This is a genomic window from Variovorax sp. CCNWLW235 (assembly GCF_037204085.1).
Taxonomy (GTDB): Bacteria; Pseudomonadota; Gammaproteobacteria; order Burkholderiales; family Burkholderiaceae_C; genus Variovorax.
This window is the reverse complement of the sequence record NZ_JBBCBW010000017.1, coordinates 71,108-95,581: the sequence shown is the minus strand read 5'-3', so window position 1 is coordinate 95,581 and position 24,474 is coordinate 71,108. Positions and strand designations below refer to the sequence as shown.

Below are 24,474 nucleotides of genomic sequence, written 5' to 3'. Positions count from 1 at the left end.
CTTTTTTCCGGCCATGGGCCGGTATGGGCGAGTCTGCGCGCGGCTAGCGCCGGTAGAACTTGGGACTTACGCCACACCGCAAGGAAAGCCGGCTGTCGATGCAAGGGCAGGGCTCTGTTTCGACGCCGAAAAACGCCCGGTTACCACCAGCCGTGTTACTGGAAGTTTCACTGTGCGGCAGGGCCCGCGCAGGCGTCCAGGGAGGGTGGCCGGTGTAGACTGCCAGGTTTTTCGTTCTGGGGTATGGCGCACGTTTCACAGCGCACAGTTTTCAATGGTTCGGCGCTTGTTCGCTTGCTTTCGCGACTGGCCGATACGGACTTGCGCGAACCCCGGCAAGCAACCGCGGACCGATTGAGCCAATGGTTCGGCTGGACCGATGCCATTTCACTGTCCGCGGCGCTGGACGGCATTCCGGCGGCTGCTTCTTCCCGGTTGCGGCCCGGCGCCAACGCCGAGGAGCGGGAGTGCGCCGGTGCGCGCACCGCGCTCGCCAAGGCCATTGCCGACGACGTCGCCTTGGCGGCAGCGACCGAGTTCGCGCCGTTTCGCCGCCGCTACCTCGCGTTGCAGCAAGCCATGGAAGCCGGCATCGGCCCTTTGCGCGGGCGCCTGCGGGCCGCGCTGGCGGCCAGGTCGCCGGCCATGGCCCGGCTGGCCGCCGTGGACGTGGTCATGGAGCAGGTGCTGGCTGCGCGCGAGCACAGCCTTCTGGCCGGCGTGCCCGCCCTGCTCGAAAAACATTTCACCCGCTTGAGCGAGGACGGCCTGTCGACGGCAGCCGAACCCGCCAGCGAGGCCCAGGCCGGCGAGTGGCTGCATGTGTTCCGCAAGGACATGAAGAACGTGCTGCTCGCCGAACTGGACTTCCGATTTCAACCCGTCGAAGGGCTCCTTGAAGCCTTTCGCGAGGCAACCAGAGTGCCATGACTAGATTTCTTCAATACGCTGTTTTTGCCGCCGGCCTGGCCGCGGTCTGCTGGGTGGGCGCGGGGTACGTCGGGTCCAACCATCCGCTGGCGCTTTCGATCACGGTGCTCGTCGGTGCGTTCTACCTGATGGGGGTGGTGGAGTTGCATCGCTTCAGGCAGGCCACCTCCACCCTGGCCGGTGCCGCGGCGCGGTTGACCGAAGCCCCGGCCAACCTGGGTTCGTGGCTGGAGCAGCTGCATCCGTCGCTGCGCAACGCGGTGCGCCTGCGCATCGAGGGCGAGCGCGTCGGCTTGCCCGGCCCCTCGCTCACGCCGTACCTCGCCGGACTGCTGGTGCTGCTGGGCATGCTGGGCACTTTTCTCGGCATGGTGGTGACGCTGAACGGCACCGGCATGGCGCTGGAAAGCGCAACCGACCTGCCGGCCATCCGCGCCTCGCTCTCCGCGCCCGTGAAAGGCCTGGGGCTGGCGTTCGGCACCTCGGTGGCAGGCGTGGCCGCGTCGGCGATGCTGGGCCTGGCCTCTGCGCTGTGCCGGCGCGAGCGGCTGCAGGCCGGGCAACTGCTCGACACGAAGATTGCGACCAGCTTGCGCGTGTACTCGCTGGCGCATCAGCGCGAGGCGTCGTTCCAGCTGCTCGAGCGGCAGGCCCAGGCCATGCCTGTGCTGGTCGACCAGCTGCAAGCCATGCTGGCCGCCATGGAGCGGCAGAGCCAGGCATTGAACGAGCGCCTGATCACCAGCCAGGAGCACTTTCACAGCAAGGCCGAGGCGGTGTACGCCGGCCTGGCCTCATCGGTGGATCAATCGCTGAAGCAAAGCCTGACCGAAAGCGCCCGCATTGCCGGCGCAACGATCCAGCCAGTCGTCGAAGCCACCATGGCCGGCATCGCCCGCGAGACGGCTTCGTTGCACGGCACGGTCGCGCACACGGTGCAGCAGCAGCTCGAAGGGCTTTCGAGCCGCTTCGAGGCCACCACGGCCACCGTGGCAGATACCTGGAAGGCAGCGCTGGCCGAACACCAGCGCAGCAATGAGGCGCTGGCCAGCGACTTGCGCGTTTCGCAGGAGCGCTTTGCTCAAACCTTCGAGCAGCGCTCGGCCTCGCTGGTGGAGAGCGTGTCCGCGCGGCTCGAGAGCACCGTGGGCAGCGTCTCCGACACATGGGGCAGTGCGCTCGCAGAGCACCAGCGCGCCAGCGAGAAGCTGTCGGGCGACACGCAACAGTCCCTCGCGGCGGCCGCGGCCACCTTCGAGCAGCACTCCGCATCGCTGCTGCGCACGGTCGACCAGGCCCATGCCAGCCTGCAAACCGACATGGCATCGCGCGACGAGCAGCGGCTGTCGGCATGGACCGAGGCGCTCTCGTCAATGGCTGCATCGCTGCAGCAGGAGTGGCAGCAGGCCGGCGCGAACACGGCCAGCCAGCAGCAACAGCTCTTCGAAACGCTGGCGGAAACTGCGCGCGACATGTCGGCGCAGGCGCAAGCGCATGCGAAGGGCACGGTCGAAGAAATCGCCCAGCTGCTGCAAGCCGCTTCAGAAGCGCCGCGCGTTGCGGCCGAAGTGGTGGCTGAGCTGCGGCAGAAGCTCTCGGACAGCATGGCGCGCGACAACGCAATGCTGGAAGAGCGCAGCCGCATCATGGAAACGCTCGGCACCCTTCTCGACGCCGTGAACCACGCCTCCACCGAGCAGCGCTCGGCGGTCGATGCGCTGGTCGGCGCCTCGGCCGACGTGCTCGAACGCGTGGGCAGCCGCTTCACCGAAAAGGTCGAGGCCGAAACCGGAAAGCTCGAGAGCGTCGCCGCGCAAATCACCGGCAGCGCGGTCGAGGTGGCAAGCCTTGGCGAAGCCTTCGGTTTTGCGGTGCAGCTCTTCAGCGAATCGAACGACAAGCTGGTGGCGCATCTGCAGCGCGTTGAAGGCGCGCTGGGCAAGTCCATTGCGCGCAGCGATGAGCAACTGGCCTACTACGTTGCGCAGGCGCGAGAGGTCATCGACCTGAGCATCATGTCGCAGAAGCAGATCGTCGAAGACCTGCAGCAGATTGCCAGCCGGCAAGCCGCCGTGGGCAGCGAAGCATGATGAGTGAAGAAGCCGACGGCGGCCTGGAGCCGACCGTTCCGGTATGGGCGGTGTTCGGCGACCTGATGGCGGGGCTGGTCGGTGCCTTTGTGCTAATTCTCGTGGGCGCGCTCGGCATGCAATTGGATCTTGCCGCCAAGCTCGAGGCCGAAGTGCAGCAGCGGCAGGCCGAAACGCAGCGCCGCGAAGCACTCGAACAAGCCCTGGCCGGGCCGCTCGCGGCGGGCCGCGTCACGCTGAACAACGGGCGCATCGGCATCAGCGGCAGCGTGCTGTTCGCTTTCAATTCCGCCGATCTTCAGCCCGAAGGCCGCCAGCTGCTGAAGAGCCTGGCCGCGCCGGTGGCGGCCTACCTCAAGGCGCGGGACGAGGTGCTGATGGTGAGCGGCTTCACCGACGACCGGCAGATGCGGCAGTCGAAGGACGGCAACCGCCCCTTCGCCGACAACTGGGAGCTCTCGGCCCAGCGCGCATTGACGGTCACGCGGGCGCTCATCGAAGAGGGCATTCCCTCGTCGTCGGTGTTTGCCGCTGCGTTCGGCTCCGAGCAGGCGGTCGCGTCCAATGCCGATGCCGAAGGCCGCTCGAAAAACCGGCGTGTGGAAATGGCGCCCACGCCAAGGCAATCCAACGCCACCACGAAGCGGCCGTGAGCGAGCCCATTGATCCCATCGAGATGATCGGCACCTGGCGTGCGCAGGGGCGGCATCGCGCGGACCCGGTGCGCTTTCATTTCATGGAGGCGCTGGCCCGGCGAGCGGTCGCCCACCAGGGCGAGGCGAGGCGCATCCTCGATGAGAAGCTCGTCAGCCTGACTGCGGCCTACGGCAAGAATCTTGAAAAGGCCCAGGGTACCGACGGTCCCCCGGCGCTCGCTGCCGCGAAACGACTGCCTGCAGGCGCACCCGCTCGCGGCGCGCTGGCGGAGCTGGTCGACCATATTGCGCGGCATGCACCGGACATCGGCGGCAGCACCGCGGCGCCGGCAGAAGACACGCTGCACGGCCTTGCGCCGGCGCCCGCCGAACTGAAGACCCTCAAGTTCTTCAAGAGCACCTGGTCGCGGCTCAGCGCCGAGCGGCGGCTGACCCAGTCGCTCGCCAAGGTGCCCGACAACGCCGGCCCGCTCAACTCGCACCACCTGGTGCACCGGTCGCTGCTGTTGATGCGCGATTTGTCGCCGGAATACCTCAACCGCTTCATGACCTACGTCGACACCCTGTTGTGGGTCGACCAATTGAACGGTGCCGGCGCCGCGGCGCCCGTGAATACGCCGCGCGCCGAGGCCTCGAAGAAGACCGGGCGCGGCAAATCCGCCTGACGCCGAGATTGAGGCTGAGGACGCTGCCGGCTAGCGCAAGCCGTGCGCGCGAATCACGGCCTTGAGCCGCCGCACCTCGTGCTGCAGGTCGAGAATCAGCGCGGCGGCGTCCAGCCCCACGCCAAAGTCGCGCTCCAGCCGGCGCGCCTCGAGCGCGCACTGCAGGTCGCTGCTCGAAAACTGCCAGCGCTCGGGCGGCGCCTCGGCGGTAGAAATTTGCACGATGCCGACCTCGACGAGTTGCACCACCCATTCGGTGTCGGCGCCGCAGGCATGGGCCAGCTCGCTCGCGGCGAGCGGCTGCGACGCGCTGATGGCTGTTGTGACGGAAACGGTCGCCATGCTCACACTCCCAGATGATGGCGTGGGTTGAACGAAGCCGATGCCTGCGCCAGTTGCTCGTAGGCCTTGCGGGCGGCCTCGCTGTCGGCCGGGGGCAGGGCAATGTCGAGCAGCAGGTACAGGTCGCCGGGCTGCTTGCCGCCCAGGCCGCGGCCTTTGAGCCTGAGCTTGAGGCCGCTGCGCGCGTTGCGCGGCACGGTCACTTCGACCGCACCGCCGGTGGGCACCGGCACCTTCACCTGCGCACCAAGCGCGGCTTCGGCCGGGGTGACGGGCAGCGTCATGTAGAGGTCGCGCTCTTCGACGCGGTAGAGCCTGTGCGGCGCAATGCGCACTTCCAGGTACAGGTCTCCGGCCAGCTCGCCACCATGGCCGGGCATGCCCCGTCCGGCAAGCCGGATGAACTGCCCCGGATGCATGCCGGGCGGGATCTTGACGCTGAGCGTGCGCGTCTTGAGCGCGGGGCGGCCCTGCGCGTCGATTTCCTGCGCGCGCAGCGTGATCTCGCGCTCGGCGCCGTTGAGCGCGTCTTCAAGGGAGATCTCGATGGCCGCATGATGGTCTTCGCCGCGCGCGCGGTAGTTGCGCCTTGCGGCGCCGCGCCGCTCGGCTTCGCCGAAGAGCGATGAGAAGAAGTCGCTGAACTCCGCGTGGTCGGCCGGCCCTTGCCCCGGGCCGCGGTGAAATTCGAAGCCCGTGTCCCAACCCGGCGGCGGCTGAAAGTCGCCCTCGGGGTGCCCGCCGCGGGCCACGCGGTCGGCCAATGCGTCGTAGGCGGCGCGCTTTTCCTTGTCGCGCAGCACGTCGTTGGCTTCGTTGATGTCGCGCATGCGCTTCTCGGCGTCGGCTTCCTTGCTGACGTCCGGGTGGTACTTGCGCGCGAGCTTGCGATAGGCCTTGCGCACCTCGTCTTCCGACGCGGTGCGGTCGATGCCCAGGGCGCTGTAGTAGTCCTTGAATTCCATGGCTGTCGGTTGGTGTGAACGCCGAACAGTGTGCGCCCGGCCGTCTACGCCAGGGCGGAATCCCCGTCGGCATGCCGCAGCAGCGGCGTTACAGCCCATGTAGGGCCGCTGCGCGAAAAACGCAATGGCTGCGCATTGCCGAGCAGGCCCAGGTCGATGGGCACGCCGATCAGCGCGGCCAGCGCGTAGAGCGTGCCGCCGTGGGCCACCACCAGGACCGGCGCGGGCTGCGCCAGCGCTTCGTCGAGCGCCTGCCTTTTGCGCGCCACGAACTGCGCAAGGGTTTCGCCGCCGTCGGGCTCGCAGGCCCAGTCGATGTTGACCGACGAGGTGCCGATGAGTGCGCCGAAGTTGCGCTCGCGCAGTGCGGCCTGCGGCGTGGGCTCGATGCGGAGCACGGCGGCAACGGTATGCGCCGTGTCATGGGCGCGCCGCGCGTCGCTGCAGACGATGGTGCGGATCGGCTCACCGGCCAGCAGCTGGGCGGCGCGGGCCGCCTGCTGGAGCCCGAGCTCGCTCAGCGGCTCGTCCACGGCCTGGAAAATGCGCTGCGCATTGCGGCCGGTCTGGCCGTGGCGCAGAAAGTAGAAGTGATCGCAGGCCGGCGCCAGCGGCTGCGCGGCGGCAATGCTCACCAGCTGGTCGAGGCCGGCGGTCGCGCCATGGGGGAATTGTGCTTGTGCCATGCGGTGTGAATCAACCTCAGCCGAACTTCATGCCCTTGGGCCGGGCCTGGAGCCGGTTGATGTAGGCATCGATCTTCGGCCGGTTGGAGCGCCCGCCGAAAGCACGGTGCCAGATGAACATCGAGCCGATCATCACGTCTGCCGCGGTGAACCGCGCACCGAAGAGATACGGGCCTTCGCCCAGCTCGCGCTCCACCGCGTCCTTGGCCTGCTCGAAGTTGGTCCAGCCGCGCGCGCTGTTGTTGCTGCGCACCCCCAGCATGCTGTCGCCCATCGAGGGTTCCAGCTGCGCCGTCGAATAGACCATGAGCGACAGGTAGCGGCCGCGGTCGGGCGAATCCAGGGGCGGCGCCAGCCGTGCCTGCGGAAACTTGTCGGCCACGTACATGCAGATGGCCGCGTTCTCGAACACGCGCGTGCGGCCGTCCACCAGCGCCGGCAGCTTGCCCGCGGGGTTGATCTTCAGGTATTCGGGTTTCTTGTGGGCCTTTTCGCGGATGAGGGTCGGCACGATCTCGTATTCCACGCCGGCTTCGTCGAGCATCCACTTCGCCACCTGGGAGCGGCTTTGCGGATCGAAATACAGCTTCAGCATTGAAGGGTCTCCTTTCAGCGGATGGAGGGTCAGAACTTGGGAATGCGCAGCGTCTTGCTGATCATCAGCGTGCCCGACAGCGCGAAGAGCAGCGTGAGCGGATGCAATTGCCACGGGCCGAGCACCCATGCGCCGCCCCACACCGCATCCCCGATGCGGCCTTGCCAGGCAGCCAAGGCCAGCACGCCGACGAGCACCACGCTGGTGGGAATGGGCGTGCCTTCGAAGTACTTGACCTTGTCGGCGCCCGCGGAAAGCGCTTCGGCCGTGACGTTGTAGCGTGCGAGCCGGCTCACGCCGCAGCCGACGAAGTAGATCAGCAGCACGCAGTCCCAGCCGCCGTCCAGGCCCGCCGCGAAGGCGAGCGCGGCGGGCGCCACGCCGAACGAGATCACGTCGGCCAGCGAGTCGAGCTCGCGCCCCAGGGCGGAGTGGGTTTGCCGCCAGCGCGCAATGCGGCCGTCGAACACGTCGAACACGAAGGCGGCGGGCGCGAGCGCAGCGGCCCACAGGAACTGCGCAAGCGACTGGCTCGCCATGAAGGCCATGGCGAGGAACACCGCGCCCACGCCGCACGCGGCATTGCCGAGCGTGAACGCATCGGCCAGGTGAAAGCCGCGGATCATCGAGAAATGCTTGCGGGCCGGTGCGGAGGAGGGGGTGGTCATGGGGGTGCTTCGGAGTCTGCGAATGCACCGCACCTTAACGCAAGCGGGGCCGCTTGCCTGTAGTCGCCATCCGACTCCGGTTCAGGCCGGAAGACGGGCCTCGTAGGCTTTTTCGAGCGCCGCGTGGTTGCTCCAGAACCCCCGGGGCGTGCGCTTGTGCAGCACGTCGTCGAGCACGTCCAGATGCGCGTGCCAGCCGCTCGAAACGCTGAGTGTTTCCTTGCGGTCGGGCAGGCGGCGATGGGTGAGCACGAGGTGCGTTGAATCGCCCCGGGGCGTGAACTCGAAGCTCACCTCGGATGCGGTGGCGCTTTCGCTGCCCCAGCTGATGGTCAGGCGCTTCAGTGGCTCGAGCGCCACAAGCCTCGATTTCTGGGAGATGGGGCTGCGGCACTCGGCGAAGCGATCGGGCGCCACTTCGCCGGAAAGGCTGGTGTGGTCGAAGCGCAGTTCGAACACGCCGCCGCTTTTCTCGGCCATGGTGCCGCCGGCCAGCCACTTCGCGCGCTTGTCGGGGTCGACGAAATAGGCCCACACGCGCTCTACCGGCGCGGGCAGCGTGCGCTCCATGCGCACGGTGCCGGGTTCGATCAGGGTTCCGAGGCTGCTTGTCGTCATCGTTTGCTCCTTGAAGAAGGGAAGGGAAAGAACTTCACTTGCGGGATGCGTTGTCGCGCCGCAGCTCCTGCTCCAGCGCGTCCAGATGGCTGTTCCAGAAGCCTTCGTAGTACCGCAGCCATGCGTTGGCCGATGCGAGCGCCGCCGGCTCCAGCCGGCAGACGTGCGCGCGGCCCTGCACCGTGCGGGAGACCAGGCCGGCGCGCTCGAGCGCCTTGACGTGCTTGGAGGCGCCCGCAAAGGACATTCGAAACGGCGCCCCGAGTTCGCCCACGCTGCACTCGCCCTGCGCCAGCAGCTGCAGCATCGTGCGCCGCGTGCTGTCGGCCAGGGCATGGAACACGGCGTCGAGCCGTTCGTCGTCTAGTTCAACCATGAGGTTGAATATAATCGCCCCGCAAAAGTTATTCAACCAAAAAGTTGAATGAATTGTGCCGTTACACCCGATACAGGAGAGACGCGGTTGCGCCGCCTGCCGCTGGAGCTTGCGAGGTGGCGCTCCTACGATTCCCCTCGTTCCATCCACTCGCTGAAAAAACAGACAAATGAAACTCTCCGCCAATCGCCGCATCTTCCTGCTTGCCGCATCCGCGCTGCCGCTGGCCAGCGCCTGCACCGCCTGGTCTGCGAAAGTGCAGCAGGCCACATCGGCCGAGGCGCAGCTCGCGGCGCTCGAAAGCTCCGTGGGCGGGCGGCTCGGCGTGGCCGCGCTGGACACCGGCAGCGGCGCGCGCGTGCAGCACCGCGCAACCGAACGCTTTGCGCTGTGCAGCACCTTCAAGACCATGCTGGCCGCAGCCATCCTCGCGCGCAGCGCGCGTGACGGCAGCCTGCTGGAGCGCCACGTGCGCTACGGCAAGAGCGACTTGTTGCCCAATTCGCCCATCACTGGCAGGCACCTGGCAGAGGGCATGACGGTTGCAGCCCTGTGCGCGGCCACCATGCAGTACAGCGACAACGCCGCCGCCAACCTGCTGATGAAGATTCTTGGCGGGCCTGCCGCGGTGACCGCGTTCGCGCGCTCCATCGGCGACCAGACCTTCAGGCTCGACCGCTGGGAGACCGAACTCAACAGTGCCATTCCGGGCGACCTGCGCGACACGACCACGCCGGAGGCGATGGCCGCAAGCCTGCAGCGGCTGGTGCTGGGCGACGCGCTCGGCGCTGCGCAACGCAGCCAGCTCGAAACCTGGCTGCTGGGCAACACCACCGGCGCGACCCGCATCCGCGCCGGCGTGCCGGCCGACTGGAAGGTGGGCGACAAGACCGGCCTCGGCTCCTACGGCAGCAACAACGACACCGGCGTGCTGTGGCCGCCCTCGGGTGCGCCGGTGGTGCTGGCGGTGTACCTCACCTTTCCCAAGGAGGATGCGCCGGCGCGCAACGACGTCATCGCATCGGCGGCGCGCATCGTGGTGAACGCGCTGCGGGGCTGAGCCCGGCGCTTGTTCACGTACTTATTCTTCGCTCGTCCACTCGACCTGCACGCCCAGGCTGCGCAGGTTCTCGACGAAGCGCGGGTGGGCGCGGCGAATGGGCGCGGCGTTGCGGATTTCGGAGCGGCCTTCGATGCTGGCCGCCACCATGAAGAGCGCAATGGCCACGCGGATGATGTAGGGGCTCTCGACCACGGCCGGCGTCAGCGGGCTGCCGCCAAAGCTGATGAGCCGGTGCGGGTCCGACGAGAACACATGCGCGCCGAACTTGGAGAGCTCGCTGGTCCAGCCCAGGGCACCGTCGTACACCTTGTTCCAGAACATCGCATTGCCCTGGGCACGCACGCCCAGCGCAATGAAGATGGGCAGCAGGTCGACCGGAAAGTAGGGCCACGGCGCGGCCTCCACCTTGGTGAGCACGTTGCTCGTGAAGGGCGTTTGCACCTTCAACGGGCCGGTGCAGGTGGCGCGCGACCAGCCGTCCTGGTGCGTGACCGTGACGCCGAACTTGGCGAAGGTGCGATCGATCAGCGGAAAGTTTTCGGGTGCGCTGTTGCGCACGACCACGTCGCCTCCGGTGATGGCGCCCAGCGCCAGGAAGGTGGTGATCTCATGAAAGTCTTCGTCGAAACGGAACTCTCCGCCGCCGAGGTCATTGCCGCCGTGCACCGTGAGCCGCGAGGTGCCGATGCCCTCGATGCGCACGCCCAGCATTGTCATGAAGCGGCAGAACTCCTGCACATGCGGCTCTGACGCTGCGTTGGTGAGCGTCGACGTGCCCCTGGCCGCCGCCGCGCACAGCACGAAGTTTTCGGTGGTGGTGACCGAGGCGTAGTCGAGCCAGTGCTCGGTGGGCGCCAGAGGCCCCTCGCACCGCACGAGCAGCGAGCCGCTGGCGCGCTCCACCTTGCCGCCGAAGCGGCGGAACACATCCACGTGCGGATCGATCTCGCGCACGCCCAGCGTGCAGCCTTTGACGTTGTCTTCAAGACGCGCAATGCCGAAGCGCGCCAGGAGCGGAGGCACCAGCATGATCGACGAGCGCATTTCCTCGGGCAGCCGGTCGCGTGAGGCATCGAACGCCGTGTCGCGGTGGTGCAGCTCCAGCGTGCCGGTGGCGTGGTCCATGCGCGCTTCGCTGCCCAGGCTGCGGAAGATGTCGAGGATCTTGCGCACGTCGGTGATGTCGGGCACGCCGTGCAGCCGCAGCGGCTCACGCGTAAGCAGGGTGGCGCACAGCACCGGCAGCACGGCGTTCTTGTTGGCGGAGGGAGTGATGCGGCCGCGAAGCGGCGTACCGCCGTGCACGATGAGATTGGACATGGGAATACGGGGCGGAAACGAACCGGAAAAATGAGTGCCGGAACTGTACCCGCCGGGCGGCTTGCGCTGTAGCGCGCGAAAGTGAACTATTCCGCGTTCAGCTGTTCCGCCACTTCGCGCCGGCCCAGGCCCCGCACCGATGCCAGGCCCTCCAGTTGTGCCTTGCGCGGCCGCGCCTTGCCTTGTTCCCACTTGTAGATGGTCTGGCCGGTAACGCCCACCAGCTTTCCATAAGCCGCCGCCGAGAGGCCGAGCTTTTCGCGGTGCGCGGCCAGCCGGGTGGCGCTGAACCGGCGCGACGGGCCAGATTCGGCGCCATCGTCCGAATCACCCGCGGTGGGGGCACTCGAAGACATCTTCAGCGCGCGCCGCAGTTCCTTCTCCAGCTTCTCGACCTGTCGGCGCAGAGCGGCGATCGAGGCGCGATGGTGCGTGGAAGCTTTTTTCAGCGTTTCGATCTCTGTGCGAACTTCCTTGCGGGCGACACGGGAAATCTCGGTTTTGAGGATGGAGGCAATATTTGGCATGGGCGCATTTTGCACACCTTGCGCCAAGCTGGACCGGAAGGTAATGAAAAATGCTTATTTTCTTGGTCAGAGAACGTACCGGCCCACCGAGATGAAATGGCTCACCGTGCCCGCCAGCACGAACAGGTGCCAGGTGCCGTGCGCATGCCGGAAGCCGCGCCGGTTTCGGTAGAACACCGTGCCCACCGTGTAGAGCACGCCGCCCGCCAGCAGCCAGGCCAGGCCGCCGCCGTCGAGCCGCGCCGCCAGGGGCGCGGCAGCCAGCACGCCGAGCCAGCCCATGCCGATGTAGAGCGCCAGCGGGGGCTTGGAAACCGCGCTGTCCGGCTGCAGCAGTTCGCGCCCGATGCCGAAGAACGCGGCGCTCCACACCGCGGCAAGCAGCAGCCAGCCCCAGATGCCCTGCAGCGTGACGAGTGCAAAGGGCGTGTAGGTGCCCGCAATCAGCAGGTAGATGGCGCAGTGGTCGGCCCGCTCCCAAAAGCGCTTCAGCGGCCCGCGCGTGCTGTGGAACAGCGTGGATGCGGCATACAGCAGCACGGCCGAAAGCGAGAACGCCAGCGCACCGCCAATGCGCGCGGCATCACCCGTGGGCAAGGTCTTGGCAAGAAAGAGAACGGTGGCCACAAGGGCAAGCACCAGGCCCAGCAGATGGCTGTACCCATTGAGACGTTCGCCGGGGTACATCGCGTGGAGTGCAGCAGTCCTGGTCGGAAAAGGGGGAGGCAGAGGCCAGCGGGATGCTAGGTCGCCCCTATGACCGCACGGTGACTCCGATGCGTGTTCACGCGGCCGTGCCGAAGCGCTCCGCATAGAGCTGCGCAATCCAGTCGATGAACACCCGCACCCGCGGCGACAGCTGCCGGTGGTGCGGGTACAGCACCGAATAGACCATGGGCGGGCAGGGCGTGTGCGCCAATATCTCGACCAGCGAGCCCTCGTGCAACTGGCGCTCCACGCTGAAGCGCGGCACCTGGATGATTCCGCAGCCCTGTTCGGCGCAGATCTTGTAGAGGTCGGCGTTGTTCACGCTGATCCAGTCCTTGAGCATGTACGTTTCGAGCTTGCCGTCCACCATGAACTCGTACGGAAACACCTCGGGCCTCGAAGCCGAGAAGAAATTGACGCCCAGGTGCCTCGCAAGCTCGGCTGGCTGCGTGGGCGTGCCGTATTCGGCCAGGTAGCCCGGGCTTGCGCAGGTCACTTGCGGCAGCAGCGCCAGGCGGCGGGTAACAAGCGATGAATCCTTGGGTTCGCCCGCGCGCACCACGCAGTCGACGCCCTCGCGCAGCAGGTCCACCAGCCGGTCGCCGCTGCCCATGACAAGCTCGATGTGCGGATAGCGCTCGTGAAACTCCCGAATGCGCGGCAGCACGATGGCTTGGGCCGGCGCACCGTGGATGTCGATGCGCAGGCGCCCGCGCGGGTTGACCGCCAGCTCCGACAGCGAAGACTCCGCGTCTTCCAGTTCGCGCAGCAGATGGCGGCAACGCTCGTAGAAGGCCTGGCCGTCGACTGTGGTGCGCACCTGCCGCGTGGTGCGCTCCAAGAGGCGCACGTGCAGCCTGGCTTCCAGCTCCTTGATGGCATGTGTGGCCGTGGCACGCGGAATGTCGAGCGCTGCCGCGGCCTGGGTAAAGCTGCCCAGATCGACGATGCGGGTGAACAGTTGCATGGCGTCGAAGCGGTCCATGGGTCTCTTCGATTGTTGAGTCTCCTTGAATTGTATTGGCGAGATTTGCGTATTTATTCGCCCCGGCAGAACAGAGAGACTTTCCGCTCACCCCTTCGACATTCAAAGGAGCGACCTCATGCAACTGATCTTTCCCCGGCTGCGCGGTGTTTACGACCGGCTGGAGCCGTTGAGCTATGCGCTGCTGCGCATCGCGTTCGGGCTGATGCTCATGACCCACGGCATTCCCAAGCTGCTTGGCCGCAGCCACGGCAGCATGGCCGACCCGATGGCCGGCTCGGTCAACCTCATTGCCAACGTGCTGCACCTGCCCGGCGCACCGCTGATCGGGTGGTTCATCGCGCTGCTTGAAGGCGTGGGCGGGCTGATGCTGGCGCTGGGCTTCCTGACGCGCATCGTCGCGCCGATGGTAGTGGTGCAGATGCTGGTCATCTGCTACCTGCTGGCGCCAACCTTCCCCTGGATCGACCGTGGCTACGAATACCCGCTGATGCTGGTCTTCGCCGCGCTTTGCATCGCTGCGCGCGGCGGCGGGCCGGTCTCGATCGATGCGCGCCTCGGGCGCGAATTCTGAAGACCGACAAAAAAGAGAAGCCCCATGAACCAACTCCAGCAGAACGCGGCAGGCCCGGTGCCAGCCCTCAATACCCTCAACCGCCGAACATTCATGATGACCACCGCGGCCAGCGCGGGTGCCGCCGCTTCGGCCGCCACTGGCACGGCTGCGGAAACCGGCAGCGCGGCACCGCCCTCCGGCGCCGGCTCCCAGGAGACCCGCGTCACCATCAACGGCACGCCCCATCAACTGAAGCTGGAGCCGCGCGCGTCATTGCTCGACGTGCTGCGCGAGCAACTTGGCCTTACGGGCGCCAAGAAGGGCTGCGACCACGGCCAGTGCGGCGCCTGCACAGTGCACGTGGACGGCCGCCGCGTCGCCTCGTGCCTGACGCTGGCCGTGAAGACCGACGGCTGCGCCGTGACCACCATCGAGGGCATCGAGCCGACCGACGGCACGCTGCACCCGATGCAGCAGGCCTTTCTCGACCACGATGCGCTGCAATGCGGCTACTGCACCCCCGGCCAGATCATGGCGGCCATTGCCTGCGTGCGCGAGGGCCACGCCACCAGCGAGGCGCAGATCCGCGAATACATGAGCGGCAACATCTGCCGGTGCGGTGCCTACACCGGCATCGTCGAAGCAATCCGCGAGGCGGCGCCGCAAGTGCTTCGCATCGAAGGCCGCATGGAGGGCCGCCGCCATGCATGACTTTGCCTACCTCCGCCCGCGCAGCACCGGCGAAGCCGTGCAACTGCTGGCCCGGCACCAGCCCGGCGCACGCTACTTCGCAGGCGGCACCACGCTGTTCGACCTGATGAAGCTCGGCGTGGAAGCGCCGGCCACCGTGGTCGACATCACCCGCATCGAAGGGCTGCGCGAAGTCGATACGTCGAGCCGCGGCGAACTGCGCATCGGCGCGCTCGCGGTCATGAGCGACGTGGCCGAGAACGCCACGGTGCAGCGCGAATTCCCGGCCTTGTCGGAATCGCTCTGGAAGGCCGCCTCGCAGCAACTGCGCAACATGGCGACGGTGGGCGGCAACCTGCTGCAGCGCACGCGCTGCGCCTACTTTCGCGGCGGGCCCGAATTCGCTTGCAACAAGCGCGTGCCCGGCAGCGGCTGCGCGGCACTGGGCGGCCAGAACCGCGGCCATGCGGTGCTTGGCGGCAGCGAAGCCTGCGTGGCCGTGTATCCGGGCGACTGGGCGGTTGCGCTGGTGGCCTTCGATGCGCTGGTCGACACTGTGAGCCCGCGCGGCGAACGCACGGTGCCGGTGCGCGAATTGCATCGCGCGCCGGGGACCACGCCGCACCTGGAAACGGTGCTCGCGGTCGACGAACTGATCGTGCGCATTCGCATACCGCGCGGGCCCATCGGCCGCGGCTCCACGTACCACAAGATCCGCGACCGCGAGTCCTATGCCTTTGCACTTGCATCGGCAGCGGTTGCACTGGAGATCAGGGGCAACCGGGTGGCCGACGCGCGCATTGCGCTCGGCGGCGTGGCCACGCATCCGTGGCGCGCCGTGCAGGCGGAGCGCAGCCTGGTCGGCCAGCCGTTCACGCGGGCCGCCGCGCGGCGTGCCGCCGAGCTTGCCTTCGAGGGCGCAAGGCCGCTCGAGCACAACGCATTCAAGGTGGCGCTAGGCATCGAAACGGTGACCGATGCGCTGATGCTGGCCAGGGAAAGGAATTGAAGATGGCAACCCACCTCAAGACAGCGCCACGGAACACGCCTCGCGCGGGTGCCGAGCGTGTCGACGCGCGCGACAAGGTGCGCGGCGCCACGCGCTATGCGGCGGACGATGCGCGCGCCGGGCTGCTGCACGCTGCGCTGGTGCCTTCGCGCATTGCACGCGGCACCATTACCGGCATCGACACTGCCGCGGCGCAGCGCGTGCGCGGTGTTCGGCAGGTGTTCACGCACGAGAACGTCGGCACTTTCGACACAGGGGGCTTCCTGATGGGCGGTGGCTTCGGTTTCCAGAGCTTCTATCCGCTGCGCTCGCCGCAAATCGCCTACCGCGGCCAGACCGTAGCGATGGTGGTTGCCGACACGCTGGAGGCTGCGCGCGAGGCTGCTGCTCTTGTGGTCGTGACCTATTCAGCCGTGCCCTTCGTAGCCGGCATTGATGCGCCCGATGCCCAGCCGCAGGCGCAATCGGCATTGCTGCCGCAGCCGATGTTCGCGGACCGGCGCGCAGGCGATGCGGAGGCTGCGCTCCAGGGCGCTGCATTCACGGTGGACGCGTCTTACGAATTGCCGACCCAGCACCAGAACCCGATGGAGATCATCGCGACCGTGGCCGAGTGGAGCGCCGACGGCGTGCTGACCGTTCGCGAGCCCACCCAGAATGCCGAAGGCGTGCGCCACGGCCTCGCCAAGCAGCTCGGCATCGAGCCCGCCAAGGTGCGCGTGCTGTCGCCCACCGTGGGCGGCGGCTTCGGCCAGAAGAACTCGCTGCAATCGCACACCGCGCTGGTCGCGATGGTGGCGCGTGCGCTGGGGCAGCCGGTGAAGCTCGTTCTCTCGCGCAGCCAGCTGTTCCACAACGCGAGCTTCAGGCCGGCGAGCCGCCATCATGTGCGCTTGGGCGCGGACCGCAACGGCAAGCTGACGGCGGCCATCCACGAGATCGACCAGCAGACCTCGCGGCACGACCTGTTTCCGTCGAGCGGCACCGAGATCACCTCGCGGCTCTACGGCATCGGCAACTTCCTGGGCCGCGAGCGGCTCGTGCGCACCGATGTGCAGACGCCCGGCTACATGCGCGCGCCGTTCGAGCATCCGGCCGCCTTTGCATTCGAAAGCGCGGTCGACGAGATGGCCTATGCGCTCGGCCGCGATCCTGTCGCGTTCCGCCTCGCGAACGATGCGGCTGCAGACCCGATCAGCGGCAAGCCCTTTTCTTCGCGCCACCTGGCCGAATGCCTAATCAAGGGAAGCACCGCCTTCGGCTGGGCGCGCCGCACGATGACACCGCGCTCGATGCGCGCGGCCGACGGCAGCCTCATCGGATGGGGCGTAGCGGCCGGTGCCTACAAGGCGGCCATCGCACCGGCTGTTGCCAAGGTGCGGCTGAGCGCCAACGGCACGGTGAGGGTGGCCGTGGGCGGCCACGAGATGGGACAGGGCATTCGCACCGCCATTGCGCTGACGGTGGCGCGCACGCTCGGCGCGCCGGTGGCGGCGGTGGAAATTGTGCTGGGTGACACCACCGCCGCGCCCCAGCACCTGACCGCCGGCTCCTGGGGCACGGCCACGGCGTTGCCGCCTGTGCAGGAAGCCGCCCAGCGGCTCATGGAAGACCTGCGGCAGAACGCCGGAGCGCAAGCAGGAGCGCAAGCAGGTGTCAATGGCGCCACGGCAGTAGCGCTGCTGCGCGCCTCCGGCCGCCCCTTTGCCGAGGCCGAAAGCCGGATGCGTGCGCCGGGCCAGCCCGAGCAGGTCTTCGGCCGGCTCACCGGCGGCCTGCCCGCGGCGGCGGGGCCGGTGTATCCGGATTTCGTCGCCTTCAGTTTCATTGCGCACTTTGTCGAGGTGCGGATCGAACCCACCACGCGCCGCATTCGCGTACCGCGCGTGCTCAGCGTGGCCGATTGCGGCACCGTGGCCAGCCTGCGCACCGCGCGCAGCCAGGTCGAGGGTGGCGTGGTCTGGGGCATAGGCGCCGCATTGCGCGAGGCGAGCGAGGTCGATCCGCGCTACGGCGGATTTCTCAACGCCGATCTTGCGGAATACGTGCTGCCCGTTGCGGCGGACATCGGCCGCATCGACGTCGACTTTGTCGGCAAGCCCGACACGCGGCTCAATGCCATGGGCGTGAAGGGCCTGGGCGAAGTGGCCATGGTGGGCGTGGCACCCGCCATCGTGAATGCGGTGTTCCACGCCACCGGCAAGCGCTTGCGCCGGCTACCGCTGCGGCTGGAAGACCTGCTGGAGAGCTGAAAAGCTGGGCCTTTTGGCGCTACTTGCCTGTCCCGAATGAATTGACATGTACCTCGACGATGTCCACGAACTCCGGCAGCTCCAGCAGGAACTCGGGGTCGCGTGCCAGCGGAGCCACGCGCAGCGGATCGCCGCGCTGCGCGTGCATGGCGTGCATGTGTTCGATCGATTGCCAGTAAGACACGGTCCGGAATTCGGCGATGTCGCCGTTCAATTTGCGAAAGTACTGCACGCCCAGGCATTCGGGTTTCTTGGCGATCTCCTGGATGCCGTGCTCGAAGCTGTAGCGCAGGTATTCGTCGGCCCGCGCAATCGGCGTGCGGCCTTGCCACACGCGTCCGATCAAAGGGGTGGCGAGCAGTTTGCATTCGACGGACATGGGTGCTCCTTTTTCTTGAGGGCGACAAAACAAACGGCACCCCGTGTGCCGTCGATGTCGTGAAAAAGACTGGCTCTCGCGCCAGCGCGGGTGCGTAGGAAGCCGTCGCCTTCCTCTGCAAGTGAAGGCAAGCGAAGGCTGGGCGCTCAGTTTTCGAATGCGCCTTGGAGCGTGCGAGCCAGCTCGGCCGCGAGCGCCTCGCGTTGCGGCGCGGGGCGCCAGAAGCCGCGCGTCGCCACGCCCTTCGATTCCCACTCCGGATGATTGCGCGCCGGACGCGCCGCGCGAACGGCAGCCGCGGTGGCGCGTGTCGGCGCGTCCTGCGTTGCGCTGGTTTCGGCCGCGATGCGCCCGGTGGCCGCGTGCCCGCGCTGCTCCAGCGCCCGCGTGAGCTTCAGTTGCCATGCCACCACCGCGAACAGCACGCCGTCTTCGATGGTGAGCTCGTGCACGTCGCGCAGCTTGTTCACCAGCTTGCGCCCGAAGGGGCCCCAGCCCTGCGAGACGGCACCGCCGATGGCACCACCCACCGCGGCACCGGCGCCGAGTGAAATGCCGGCCACGGCAAGGTCCGCCACCACGCCCACCGCGGCACCGATGACCGCGCCCTTGCCGAGCCGCAGGCCCGCGTCCTTCATCGCCTCGGGGCTGAAGAAGTCCAGCGTCCAGCGGCCTTCGACGAGCGGCAGCGGCGCTTCGCCGGCATCGTCCTGGCGAAAGCCGTAGAGCGCGAGCAGGTCGTCGGTGCAGCGCTGCGCCTTGTCGAACACGTCTCTCTGCAGTGCGGCGACAAGCGCCTTCCGGCGCGCGGTGTCCGCGAATTCTTCGGCCGGCACGGTGCGGCGCAGTGCCGCGGCATCGACCAGCAGTTCGGCGATGCGCGCGCAGGCCGAGCGGCGCCGGTCGGCGGCTTCGGCGGCCAGCGAATCCACCACGCTGTGCAGCAGCTCGCGCCGGTCGCGCAGCAGTGTCGAAAGATCGTTGTAGAGCTCGCGCTCGGCGCCGACGAAGGGCGCGGCGGCATCGAAGCGCACCTGCACGTGGAGGCCATAGGCCGAGAGCAGCTCTTTCCAGGCGGGCTCGCGGCTTGCCGCATCGCGCACGAAGTTCAGCACCGGCAGCACGGGCCGCGCGCAGGAGTTGAGCAGTTCGATTTCGTCGCGAAACTTCGGCAGCACCGGTTCTCGCACGTCGATGACGAGAAAAGCCGCGTCGATGTCCAGCATGGTGCGCAGCACCTTGGCTTCCTGCTCGAACACGCCGTGCGCCTCGGGGCCCTGGAGAAAGGCGCGGATGCGCTCGGGCGGCGTGGCCTGCGGATCGAACCCGGCCAGATGCTCGCGAAGGGCCACCGCATCTTCGAGCCCCGGTGTGTCGAAGAAGCGCACGGCAGCCTGGCCGTTCACTTCGAGGTCGGCCGATTCCACGTGGCGCGTGGTGCCGGGGCGCTGCGACACCTCGCCGAAATTCGCCCGCCGCGTGAGCGTGCGCAGCAGCGAGGTCTTGCCTGCGTTGGTGTGGCCGACAACGGCAATGCGAATGGGTTGCTGTGTCATGGTGCCGTGCCGAGTTGCTGCAAGGCGTCTTCAATCCGGTGCGTGGCCGCGACGCGTTGCAGGCCGGTGCCCTGCAGCCAGTCGACCCAGCGCTGGGCCAAGCCGGCGTCAGCCGCGTCTTCCGCCGCATGGGCCGGCCACAGCCGGCATTCACCGCAATGGGCGAGCACTTCGCGCAAAAAGCGCTCGGTGCCGCGGTCGGGGCTCGATGCGGCATGGCACACCAGCAGCACCGCACGCGGGCGTGCCAGCGCCAGCTGGTCGAGCAATGCGCGGCGGGCCGGGGCGCTGCCGTCGATCCGCTGCACCTGCGCGGCGGGCAATCCCGCGGGCGGCCATGCCAGGTCGGCAGGCAGCTCGAAACCGATGACGAAGAGCGCGTCCTGCAGTTCCGAAGGCGCGAGGCCGGCAGGTGAGGCGCTCGGTGCGCGGCCGGGGTCGGCATCCACGATGGCCGGCGGCGCGAGCGCGGCGAACCTGGCCATCAGCTTGCGGTAGTAGGGTTCACTCCAGTCCGGCTGCAGTGCGGCCTTGCGCCTGTGCCACACCGCGGCGCTCAGCAATACCAGCGCCACGCGCGGCAGCAGCCCGTACACGGCAATGCAGCCCGTGAGCCACAGCGCCCATGTGCGCTGGCCCGCGGCGCCGGGGGTGGCCGAGAGAATGGTCGCGGCATCGGGAACCGGAAAGCCGAGTTGCGCCGGCGCCCAGCCCAGCGCGTGGACCGCGCGCACGAAAAAAGCCGGCTCGAGAATCGTCGTTTCCCAACTCAGCGTATAGCTGCGGAATGCAAGCGCGAACAGCAGCGCGGCCAGCACCACCGCGAAAGACAGCGCCCAGATGCCGTGGCTCACGAGCCCGAACGCCCAGGGCAGCAGCCGGGCCCGGCTCAGGAGGCCGGTGGCCGCCCGCAGCAGCACCGGGGCCTGGCCCCGCTTGCCGCCGGCCACGCGCGCGGTGAGCGAAAGCCATATCCATCCGAGCGAGCTTGTATTGAAGGAGCCGAGGGGAAGCCACAGGCCGGCCAGCCACAGCAGCAACGTGAGCAGGTGAATGCCCAGCAGGCTCACGAGCGCGACGATCACATTGATGTGCCGTTCGCCGCCGCCGACCACGTTGCCCGCCAGGCTGAGGCCCGCAACGACGACCAGCGCTACCAGGCCAAGCAGCACCCACGGGCCCCATTGCCGGGCGCGTGCCAGTTCAGGCTGAAGGCCGATGCGTTCACCAAGCCGGAGCGCACGCGCCGTGATGCGCGCATGTGCATCAGCTGAGCGGGAGGCGGCGGTGCGCATGGCTTGCGCATCGGCGAGTGGACCTTTCTCTTCGGTCCATCGGATCGCCTCGGTAATGACCGCGTCCGGAAAAGCAGATTCGCGCAACGCGGTGTTGGTCAACAGGGTCCCTTCGCAAGTGGCGTTCCGCGATGGCGGAAGGCGCGCAAATTATGCCCGGCGCGCTGCGAAGGACTCTATGCGAACGACTGGAAGAGGGACCGCAAGCGATCCCTTTCGTGGAACACCGCGGAACCGGCTTTGCCGGGCCGCAGGTGTTGCCCCCGGCGAGGGGGAGGGAGTAGCGACGCGAAGCGCGCGAAGCCTGGGGAGTGGCTGGATCTAGCGAAGGCCGAAGAACGAAAGCACGGCCACTACAACCACGACCAGACCGACGATGTAGATGATTGAATTCACGCGAGGACTCCTCGTTGTTGACGACAGCTTCAGCATCGCGCCAGAGGGGGCTGGTTACTGTCGGCGAGGGGCGGCCTGTGCTGTAGGACTCGCCAAGACCCGGGCGAGCGCATGTGCCCCGCCGGCGCAGCCTCAAGCCGCGGGCTTGCGGCGCGGCTCGGGGCCCAGCGCCTGCTCCAGCAGCCAGCGCATTGCCGAATGGATTTCTTGCGCGTCGGCGCCTGCATCCATCTCGAGTGCCGCCCGGTCGAAGGCTGCGGAGAGCAGCCGGGAGAGGGCGTCGAGCGAGACTTCTCCCTTGCCCAGCCCCGCTTTTTCCAGCCCCTGGCGCAGCGAGCCGGCCGAGGTCGCTTCGTCGATGGCCATGATTTCTTCCAGGCCCAGCACGGCAGGGCCTTCGATGAGCAGCAGCCGTGTGCGGCCCGGCACGCTCATCGCACTCAGGTAGGCCTGGCTTCCCTCCAGCAGGGCTTCGCGCGGCGTCATCTGCCGTGGCGTGGCCGCCTCGATGTCGGCCGCCACCGTTTCGGCTTCGCGCACCAGCACCTGCCTGAACAGGTCGCGCTTGTCCGCAAAGTGGTGATACAGCGCGCCACGGGTGATACCGGCGGCAACAGCAATCTCGGGCGTCGAGGTTTCGCCATAGCCCTTGCTGAAGAACAGCGCGCGTGCAGCGTCGATGAGCGCGAGGCGCGTGGCTTCCGTGCGTTCCCGGTTGGTTCTGGATTGAGAGTCGGCAATGGATTTAGGCATTTACATACAGACTGTCTGTAGATTAATATCCAACTTACATACAGGCTGCATGTTAATTGAAAGGACCGATGCCATGAAAGTGACAAGCTACTACCCGGTGATCATGACCAACGACGTGGCCGGGACGGCCGGCTTCTACCAGGCGCATTTCGGCTTCACGCCGCTGTTCACCAGCGAGTGGTACGTGCACCTGCAGCTGGCAGAACATCCATCGGTGAACCTTGCCGTGCTCGACGGCCGGCACGAGACCATTCCCGCACCCGCGCGCGGCCAAGTCGCGGGCGGGCTGCTGCTCAACTTCGAGGTGGACGACCCCGACGCGGTTCACGACCGGCTTGCCGCGGCCGGCTTGCCGATTCTCTTGCCGCTGCGCGACGAAGACTTCGGCCAGCGCCACTTCATTACCAGCGACCCGAACGGCGTGCTGATCGACATCGTCAAGCCGATTCCGCCGAGCGCCGAGTTCGCGGCGCAGTACGAGGCCGGCGCGTTGCCGACCTGAAGCCCGCTCAGGCCCGCAGCGCTTCGTCTTCTTCGTCGAGCGAGTCGCCGAGGAAGCCGCCACTCTGGTGGGCCCACAGCCGCGCATACAGGCCGCCTTGCGCCATCAGCGAGCGGTGGTCGCCTTCTTCCACCACGCGGCCTTCGTCGAGCACGATGAGCCGGTCCATCGCCGCAATGGTCGAGAGGCGGTGCGCAATGGCAATCACGGTCTTGCCTTCCATCAGCCGGTACAGGCTCTGCTGGATGGCGGTTTCCACCTCGGAGTCGAGCGCGCTGGTGGCTTCGTCGAGCAGCAGGATCGGCGCGTCTTTCAGCATCACGCGTGCAATGGCCACGCGCTGGCGCTGCCCGCCCGACAGTTTGACGCCGCGCTCGCCCACGTGCGCCTCGTAGCCGCGCCGGCCGGTGGCGTCGCCCAGCGTTTGTATGAATTCGTGCGCCTCGGCGCGCTTGGCGGCGGCCTCGATCTGTTCTTGCGTGGCGTCAGGGCGGCCGTAGGCGATGTTGTCGGCCACCGAGCGGTGCATGAGCGAGGTGTCCTGCGTGACCATGCCGATGTGGCTGCGCAGCGAATCCTGCGTCACATGGGCGATGTCCTGCCCGTCGATCAGGATGCGGCCGCTTTCCAGGTCATGAAAGCGCAGCAGCAGGTTGACCAGCGTCGACTTGCCCGCGCCCGAGCGGCCGACCAGGCCGATCTTTTCACCGGGCCGCACCACCAGGTTCAGGTCGTCGATGACGCGGCGGCCGGCATCGGCATAGCGGAAGCTCGCATGCTCGAAGCGCACCTCGCCGCGCGGCACGTGGAGCACGCCGGCATCGGGCGCATCGAGCACGATGCGCGGGCGCGACAGCGTCTTCATGCCGTCCTGCACGGTGCCGATGTTCTCGAACAGGCTGGTCATCTCCCACATGATCCAGTGCGACATGCCCTGCAGCCGCAACGCCATGGCGGTGGCCGCGGCCACCGCCCCCACGCCCACGGTGCCGTTCGACCAGAGCCAGAGCGCCGTGCCGGCCATGCCCGCCGTCAGGCCCATGCTGAGCGTGTGGTTGACGATCTCGAAGGCGCTCACGAGCCGCATCTGCCCGTAGCCGGTGTACATGAACTCGCGCATCGCCTCGCGCGCAAAGCCGGCCTCGCGCTGCGTGTGCGAGAACAGCTTGACGGTGGCGATGTTGGTGTAGGCGTCGGTCACGCGGCCGGTCATCAGCGCGCGCGCATCGGCCTGCGCCTTGCCCACCTTGCCCAGCCGCGGCACAAAGTACATCAGCGAAACCGCATACAGAACCAGCCAGACGATGAACGGCACCACCAGCTGCACGTCGAGAACGCTCACCAGCACGATGATGGTCACCACATACACGCCCATGGCCACCACCACGTCGGCCAGCACGAAGAGCGTGTCGCGCACCGCGAGCGCGGTCTGCATCACCTTGGCCGTGATGCGGCCTGCAAATTCGTCCTGGTAGAAGGCCATGCTCTGGCCCAGCATCAGCCGGTGAAAGTTCCAGCGCAGGCGCATCGGCAGGTTCACCGCCAGCGTCTGGTGCTTGACGATGGTTTGCAGCGCGACCACGCCGATGCTGATGACCAGCAGCGCGGCCAGCCACATCAGCGTGTCGCCGCGGTCCGCCCACAGCCGCGACGGCACCTGGCCGCCGAGCCAGTCGACCACGCGCCCGAGCACCGCGAACAGCAGCGCCTCGAAGGTGGAGATGGCCGCGGTGAGCGCCGCCATGGCGGCCATCTTGAGACGCAGGCCCTGCGTGCAGGCCCACAAGAAGGCAAAGAAGCCCGTGGGGGGAAGCGCCGGTTCGGCAGCGGGATAGGGGTGGAGGAGTTTTTCGAAAAAACGGAACAAGGCGTGCAGTCTCCAGGGAGAAGCT

26 protein-coding genes are annotated in these 24,474 nt (G+C 67.6%); 10 read left to right on the top strand and 16 right to left on the bottom strand.

The annotated features are described in order from the left end of the window. Nucleotides 1–243: 243 nt before the first annotated feature. Genes V9L21_RS18640 through V9L21_RS18625 form a run of 4 tightly spaced genes read left to right on the top strand, consistent with a single transcriptional unit; the run spans nucleotide 244 to nucleotide 4,341 of the window. Nucleotides 244–930: a DUF3348 domain-containing protein gene (locus V9L21_RS18640; RefSeq protein WP_337314399.1), complete on the top strand. Its 687-nt coding sequence runs from the start codon at nucleotides 244–246 to the stop codon at nucleotides 928–930. Continuing rightward, nucleotides 927–3,020 (top strand): DUF802 domain-containing protein, encoded by a 2,094-nt coding sequence (locus V9L21_RS18635; RefSeq protein ID WP_337314397.1) that lies wholly within the window; start codon nucleotides 927–929, stop codon nucleotides 3,018–3,020. The genes V9L21_RS18640 and V9L21_RS18635 overlap by 4 nt, the downstream gene beginning before the upstream one ends. Continuing rightward, nucleotides 3,020–3,673, top strand: a complete 654-nt coding sequence (locus tag V9L21_RS18630) for an OmpA family protein (protein ID WP_337314395.1) — start codon at nucleotides 3,020–3,022, stop codon at nucleotides 3,671–3,673. Before V9L21_RS18635 ends, V9L21_RS18630 begins: the two co-directional genes overlap by 1 nt. A gap of 23 nt (nucleotides 3,674–3,696) precedes the next feature. Next, nucleotides 3,697–4,341 (top strand): DUF2894 domain-containing protein, encoded by a 645-nt coding sequence (locus tag V9L21_RS18625; RefSeq protein ID WP_443305173.1) that lies wholly within the window; start codon nucleotides 3,697–3,699, stop codon nucleotides 4,339–4,341. Between the two features lie 30 nt (nucleotides 4,342–4,371). Here the strand turns inward: V9L21_RS18625 and V9L21_RS18620 are convergent, their stop codons facing one another. The 7 genes from V9L21_RS18620 to V9L21_RS18590 all read right to left on the bottom strand — a co-directional run bounded on the left by V9L21_RS18620 (nucleotide 4,372) and on the right by V9L21_RS18590 (nucleotide 8,591). Further along, nucleotides 4,372–4,683: a chaperone modulator CbpM gene (locus V9L21_RS18620; RefSeq protein ID WP_258507422.1), complete on the bottom strand. Its 312-nt coding sequence runs from the start codon at nucleotides 4,681–4,683 to the stop codon at nucleotides 4,372–4,374. A 2-nt stretch (nucleotides 4,684–4,685) separates the two neighbouring features. Next, nucleotides 4,686–5,648, bottom strand: coding sequence for a DnaJ C-terminal domain-containing protein (locus V9L21_RS18615; RefSeq protein WP_337314391.1), 963 nt, complete (start codon nucleotides 5,646–5,648; stop codon nucleotides 4,686–4,688). Between the two features lie 44 nt (nucleotides 5,649–5,692). Then, nucleotides 5,693–6,334, bottom strand: coding sequence for a histidine phosphatase family protein (locus V9L21_RS18610; RefSeq protein WP_258507418.1), 642 nt, complete (start codon nucleotides 6,332–6,334; stop codon nucleotides 5,693–5,695). Nucleotides 6,335–6,350: 16 nt separating this feature from the next. Then, on the bottom strand, nucleotides 6,351–6,929 hold the full coding sequence (locus tag V9L21_RS18605) for a glutathione S-transferase family protein (RefSeq protein WP_337314388.1): 579 nt from the start codon (nucleotides 6,927–6,929) through the stop codon (nucleotides 6,351–6,353). Between the two features lie 29 nt (nucleotides 6,930–6,958). Continuing rightward, on the bottom strand, nucleotides 6,959–7,597 hold the full coding sequence (locus V9L21_RS18600) for a CDP-alcohol phosphatidyltransferase family protein (RefSeq protein WP_337314386.1): 639 nt from the start codon (nucleotides 7,595–7,597) through the stop codon (nucleotides 6,959–6,961). Nucleotides 7,598–7,678: 81 nt separating this feature from the next. After that, a complete protein-coding gene (locus V9L21_RS18595; RefSeq protein WP_337314383.1) occupies nucleotides 7,679–8,215 on the bottom strand; it encodes an SRPBCC family protein in 537 nt (178 codons plus the stop codon). A 34-nt stretch (nucleotides 8,216–8,249) separates the two neighbouring features. After that, nucleotides 8,250–8,591, bottom strand: coding sequence for an ArsR/SmtB family transcription factor (locus V9L21_RS18590; protein WP_126746849.1), 342 nt, complete (start codon nucleotides 8,589–8,591; stop codon nucleotides 8,250–8,252). Nucleotides 8,592–8,760: 169 nt separating this feature from the next. Between V9L21_RS18590 and bla the strand changes: the two genes are divergently transcribed. Next, entirely contained in the window at nucleotides 8,761–9,651 is an 891-nt protein-coding gene (gene bla, locus V9L21_RS18585) for a class A beta-lactamase (RefSeq protein WP_337314381.1), read from the top strand. A gap of 21 nt (nucleotides 9,652–9,672) precedes the next feature. Here the strand turns inward: bla and V9L21_RS18580 are convergent, their stop codons facing one another. The 4 genes from V9L21_RS18580 to V9L21_RS18565 form a co-directional block, all read right to left on the bottom strand. Then, nucleotides 9,673–10,974, bottom strand: coding sequence for a UDP-N-acetylglucosamine 1-carboxyvinyltransferase (locus tag V9L21_RS18580; protein WP_337314379.1), 1,302 nt, complete (start codon nucleotides 10,972–10,974; stop codon nucleotides 9,673–9,675). Nucleotides 10,975–11,060: 86 nt separating this feature from the next. After that, nucleotides 11,061–11,501 carry a helix-turn-helix domain-containing protein gene (locus tag V9L21_RS18575; protein WP_337314447.1) on the bottom strand — a complete coding sequence of 147 codons (441 nt, stop codon included), beginning with the start codon at nucleotides 11,499–11,501 and terminating at the stop codon, nucleotides 11,061–11,063. 66 nt (nucleotides 11,502–11,567) lie between these two features. Then, nucleotides 11,568–12,188, bottom strand: a complete 621-nt coding sequence (gene trhA / locus V9L21_RS18570; RefSeq protein WP_337314377.1) for a PAQR family membrane homeostasis protein TrhA — start codon at nucleotides 12,186–12,188, stop codon at nucleotides 11,568–11,570. A gap of 97 nt (nucleotides 12,189–12,285) precedes the next feature. Beyond that, nucleotides 12,286–13,194, bottom strand: coding sequence for a LysR family transcriptional regulator (locus V9L21_RS18565; RefSeq protein ID WP_337314375.1), 909 nt, complete (start codon nucleotides 13,192–13,194; stop codon nucleotides 12,286–12,288). 118 nt (nucleotides 13,195–13,312) lie between these two features. Between V9L21_RS18565 and V9L21_RS18560 the strand changes: the two genes are divergently transcribed. The 4 genes from V9L21_RS18560 to V9L21_RS18545 are packed head-to-tail and all read left to right on the top strand — an operon-like array spanning nucleotide 13,313 to nucleotide 17,701. After that, nucleotides 13,313–13,768: a DoxX family protein gene (locus V9L21_RS18560; protein WP_337314373.1), complete on the top strand. Its 456-nt coding sequence runs from the start codon at nucleotides 13,313–13,315 to the stop codon at nucleotides 13,766–13,768. A gap of 24 nt (nucleotides 13,769–13,792) precedes the next feature. Then, complete coding sequence (locus V9L21_RS18555) at nucleotides 13,793–14,461, top strand: (2Fe-2S)-binding protein (RefSeq protein WP_337314371.1); 669 nt, start codon at nucleotides 13,793–13,795, stop codon at nucleotides 14,459–14,461. After that, the gene (locus V9L21_RS18550) at nucleotides 14,454–15,449 is read left to right on the top strand and encodes an FAD binding domain-containing protein (RefSeq protein WP_337314369.1); all 996 of its coding nucleotides are present in this window, start codon (nucleotides 14,454–14,456) and stop codon (nucleotides 15,447–15,449) included. Before V9L21_RS18555 ends, V9L21_RS18550 begins: the two co-directional genes overlap by 8 nt. Before the next feature lie 2 nt (nucleotides 15,450–15,451). Then, nucleotides 15,452–17,701: a xanthine dehydrogenase family protein molybdopterin-binding subunit gene (locus V9L21_RS18545; protein ID WP_337314367.1), complete on the top strand. Its 2,250-nt coding sequence runs from the start codon at nucleotides 15,452–15,454 to the stop codon at nucleotides 17,699–17,701. 19 nt (nucleotides 17,702–17,720) lie between these two features. On the opposite strand, the gene V9L21_RS18540 is transcribed toward V9L21_RS18545, so the two are convergent. The 4 genes from V9L21_RS18540 to V9L21_RS18525 all read right to left on the bottom strand — a co-directional run bounded on the left by V9L21_RS18540 (nucleotide 17,721) and on the right by V9L21_RS18525 (nucleotide 22,080). Next, entirely contained in the window at nucleotides 17,721–18,080 is a 360-nt protein-coding gene (locus V9L21_RS18540) for a hypothetical protein (RefSeq protein ID WP_337314365.1), read from the bottom strand. 146 nt (nucleotides 18,081–18,226) lie between these two features. Then, the gene (locus tag V9L21_RS18535; RefSeq protein ID WP_337314363.1) at nucleotides 18,227–19,636 is read right to left on the bottom strand and encodes a GTPase/DUF3482 domain-containing protein; all 1,410 of its coding nucleotides are present in this window, start codon (nucleotides 19,634–19,636) and stop codon (nucleotides 18,227–18,229) included. Further along, complete coding sequence (locus V9L21_RS18530; RefSeq protein WP_337314360.1) at nucleotides 19,633–21,033, bottom strand: DUF2868 domain-containing protein; 1,401 nt, start codon at nucleotides 21,031–21,033, stop codon at nucleotides 19,633–19,635. Before V9L21_RS18530 ends, V9L21_RS18535 begins: the two co-directional genes overlap by 4 nt. A gap of 426 nt (nucleotides 21,034–21,459) precedes the next feature. Beyond that, nucleotides 21,460–22,080, bottom strand: coding sequence for a TetR/AcrR family transcriptional regulator (locus V9L21_RS18525; RefSeq protein ID WP_337314358.1), 621 nt, complete (start codon nucleotides 22,078–22,080; stop codon nucleotides 21,460–21,462). Nucleotides 22,081–22,153: 73 nt separating this feature from the next. Between V9L21_RS18525 and V9L21_RS18520 the strand changes: the two genes are divergently transcribed. Further along, nucleotides 22,154–22,582 carry a VOC family protein gene (locus V9L21_RS18520; RefSeq protein ID WP_126746862.1) on the top strand — a complete coding sequence of 143 codons (429 nt, stop codon included), beginning with the start codon at nucleotides 22,154–22,156 and terminating at the stop codon, nucleotides 22,580–22,582. A gap of 7 nt (nucleotides 22,583–22,589) precedes the next feature. Here the strand turns inward: V9L21_RS18520 and V9L21_RS18515 are convergent, their stop codons facing one another. Beyond that, on the bottom strand, nucleotides 22,590–24,449 hold the full coding sequence (locus V9L21_RS18515) for an ABC transporter ATP-binding protein (RefSeq protein ID WP_337314355.1): 1,860 nt from the start codon (nucleotides 24,447–24,449) through the stop codon (nucleotides 22,590–22,592). Nucleotides 24,450–24,474 lie beyond the last annotated feature (25 nt).

Excerpts from the sequence above, each read along its gene's own strand:
- bla (WP_337314381.1), top strand. The coding sequence starts at position 8,761 with ATGAAACTCTCCGCCAATCGCCGCATCTTCCTGCTTGCCGCATCCGCG.
- V9L21_RS18565 (WP_337314375.1), bottom strand. The coding sequence starts at position 13,194 with ATGGACCGCTTCGACGCCATGCAACTGTTCACCCGCATCGTCGATCTG.
- V9L21_RS18605 (WP_337314388.1), bottom strand. The coding sequence starts at position 6,929 with ATGCTGAAGCTGTATTTCGATCCGCAAAGCCGCTCCCAGGTGGCGAAG.
- V9L21_RS18555 (WP_337314371.1), top strand. The coding sequence starts at position 13,793 with ATGAACCAACTCCAGCAGAACGCGGCAGGCCCGGTGCCAGCCCTCAAT.
- V9L21_RS18635 (WP_337314397.1), top strand. The coding sequence starts at position 927 with ATGACTAGATTTCTTCAATACGCTGTTTTTGCCGCCGGCCTGGCCGCG.
- V9L21_RS18560 (WP_337314373.1), top strand. The coding sequence starts at position 13,313 with ATGCAACTGATCTTTCCCCGGCTGCGCGGTGTTTACGACCGGCTGGAG.
- V9L21_RS18535 (WP_337314363.1), bottom strand. The coding sequence starts at position 19,636 with ATGACACAGCAACCCATTCGCATTGCCGTTGTCGGCCACACCAACGCA.
- V9L21_RS18550 (WP_337314369.1), top strand. The coding sequence starts at position 14,454 with ATGCATGACTTTGCCTACCTCCGCCCGCGCAGCACCGGCGAAGCCGTG.
- V9L21_RS18580 (WP_337314379.1), bottom strand. The coding sequence starts at position 10,974 with ATGTCCAATCTCATCGTGCACGGCGGTACGCCGCTTCGCGGCCGCATC.
- V9L21_RS18545 (WP_337314367.1), top strand. The coding sequence starts at position 15,452 with ATGGCAACCCACCTCAAGACAGCGCCACGGAACACGCCTCGCGCGGGT.
- V9L21_RS18600 (WP_337314386.1), bottom strand. The coding sequence starts at position 7,597 with ATGACCACCCCCTCCTCCGCACCGGCCCGCAAGCATTTCTCGATGATC.
- V9L21_RS18620 (WP_258507422.1), bottom strand. The coding sequence starts at position 4,683 with ATGGCGACCGTTTCCGTCACAACAGCCATCAGCGCGTCGCAGCCGCTC.
- V9L21_RS18610 (WP_258507418.1), bottom strand. The coding sequence starts at position 6,334 with ATGGCACAAGCACAATTCCCCCATGGCGCGACCGCCGGCCTCGACCAG.
- V9L21_RS18590 (WP_126746849.1), bottom strand. The coding sequence starts at position 8,591 with ATGGTTGAACTAGACGACGAACGGCTCGACGCCGTGTTCCATGCCCTG.
- V9L21_RS18630 (WP_337314395.1), top strand. The coding sequence starts at position 3,020 with ATGAGTGAAGAAGCCGACGGCGGCCTGGAGCCGACCGTTCCGGTATGG.
- trhA (WP_337314377.1), bottom strand. The coding sequence starts at position 12,188 with ATGTACCCCGGCGAACGTCTCAATGGGTACAGCCATCTGCTGGGCCTG.
- V9L21_RS18575 (WP_337314447.1), bottom strand. The coding sequence starts at position 11,501 with ATGCCAAATATTGCCTCCATCCTCAAAACCGAGATTTCCCGTGTCGCC.
- V9L21_RS18595 (WP_337314383.1), bottom strand. The coding sequence starts at position 8,215 with ATGACGACAAGCAGCCTCGGAACCCTGATCGAACCCGGCACCGTGCGC.
- V9L21_RS18525 (WP_337314358.1), bottom strand. The coding sequence starts at position 22,080 with ATGCCTAAATCCATTGCCGACTCTCAATCCAGAACCAACCGGGAACGC.
- V9L21_RS18540 (WP_337314365.1), bottom strand. The coding sequence starts at position 18,080 with ATGTCCGTCGAATGCAAACTGCTCGCCACCCCTTTGATCGGACGCGTG.
- V9L21_RS18615 (WP_337314391.1), bottom strand. The coding sequence starts at position 5,648 with ATGGAATTCAAGGACTACTACAGCGCCCTGGGCATCGACCGCACCGCG.
- V9L21_RS18640 (WP_337314399.1), top strand. The coding sequence starts at position 244 with ATGGCGCACGTTTCACAGCGCACAGTTTTCAATGGTTCGGCGCTTGTT.
- V9L21_RS18520 (WP_126746862.1), top strand. The coding sequence starts at position 22,154 with ATGAAAGTGACAAGCTACTACCCGGTGATCATGACCAACGACGTGGCC.
- V9L21_RS18625 (WP_443305173.1), top strand. The coding sequence starts at position 3,697 with ATGATCGGCACCTGGCGTGCGCAGGGGCGGCATCGCGCGGACCCGGTG.